2 protein-coding genes are annotated in these 1,252 nt (G+C 68.1%); both read left to right on the plus strand.

What is annotated here, in order from left to right; genetic code table 11:
- A partial coding sequence (locus tag KBX34_RS33005) for an ABC transporter permease subunit (protein WP_210928979.1) occupies positions 1–279 on the plus strand: 279 nt, incomplete at its 5' end.
- Entirely contained in the window at positions 279–1,145 is an 867-nt protein-coding gene (locus KBX34_RS33010; RefSeq protein WP_099852729.1) for a carbohydrate ABC transporter permease, read from the plus strand. The genes KBX34_RS33005 and KBX34_RS33010, both read left to right, overlap by 1 nt.
- Positions 1,146–1,252: the final 107 nt, after the last annotated feature.

Raw genomic sequence — 1,252 nt, forward strand, 5'->3', positions numbered from 1 at the left:
CCCACCCAACGGTTCCGGCACATCCTGCTGCCCCAACTGCTGCCGGTGATCGCCCTGCTGGGCGTGCTGCGCTTCATCATGACGTTCAACAAGTTCGACGACGTCTACCTGCTCACCGGCGGCGCGGCGGGCACCGAGGTGGTCAGCGTGCGGGTGTACGAGTTCCTCACCGCGCGTACCGACATCGGCGCCGCGGCCGCGCAGGCGGTCGTGCTGGCCGTGGTGCTCATCGTGTTCGTGCTGATCTACCTGCGCTTCTTCGGACGGAGGGTGAGCTGATGGACCGGGACGTGGTCGAGACGGTGAGCCTGCGCTGGCTGCGCCGACTGGTGATCGCCGCGTTCCTGGTGGTCACCGTCTTCCCCTTCTACTACATGCTGGTGCTCTCGGTGCGCCCGATCGAGCGGCTGCTGCTCGACCCGGGCGCGCTGGTGGTCGGCTTCGGTGAGCTGACCGTCGCCACGTACGCCGAGGTGCTCAAGGCCACCGACGACGGCGGCCAGGGCTTCCTCACCTTCATCCGCAACAGCGGCCTCGTCGCCGTCGCGGCGACAGTGCTCACGCTGCTCGTTGCGATTCCCGGCGCGTACGCGGTGGCCCGGCTGCGGTTCTTCGGCCGGCGGCAGGTCGACTTCCTGTTCCTGGCGGTCTACCTGTTCCCGTCGATCGTCATCGCGATCCCGCTGTTCGTCGTGTTCAGCCTCGCCGGGCTGCGCGGCTCGCTGTTCGGCCTGGTGCTCGTCTACATCTCGCAGACACTGCCGGTCTCGGTCTACATGCTGAAGAACTACTTCGAGACCATCCCGGTCAGCCTGGAGGAGTCCGCCGCCATCGACGGCGCCGGCCGGCTCGGCATCATCCGCCGGGTCAGCCTGCCGCTGGCCATGCCGTCGGTCATGGCGGTCGCGCTCTACGACTTCATGATCGCCTGGAACGAGTTCCTCTTCGCCCTGCTGTTCCTGGTCGACAAGCCCGACCGGTGGACGGTGTCGCTGGGGTTGTCCCTGCTCGCCGACGGTGTGGAGGTCCCCAAGACGGTGCTGATGGCCGGGTCGGTCGTGCTCACCCTGCCGATCGTGATCCTCTTCTTCGCCAGCGAACGCCTGCTCACCGAGGGGCTGACCAGCGGCGCGGAGAAGGGATGATCGTCTCCTCCGGGTCCCCCGCCGCTCCCCCACCGGCCCGGTTACGGTGGCCTCATGGCCAACCCGACCCGCTGGGCGACCGACACCGGTCCCGAGCACTCGCAGTG

It is taken from the genome of Micromonospora sp. M61 (genome assembly GCF_018070245.1).
GTDB lineage: Bacteria > Actinomycetota > Actinomycetes > Mycobacteriales > Micromonosporaceae > Micromonospora > Micromonospora zamorensis.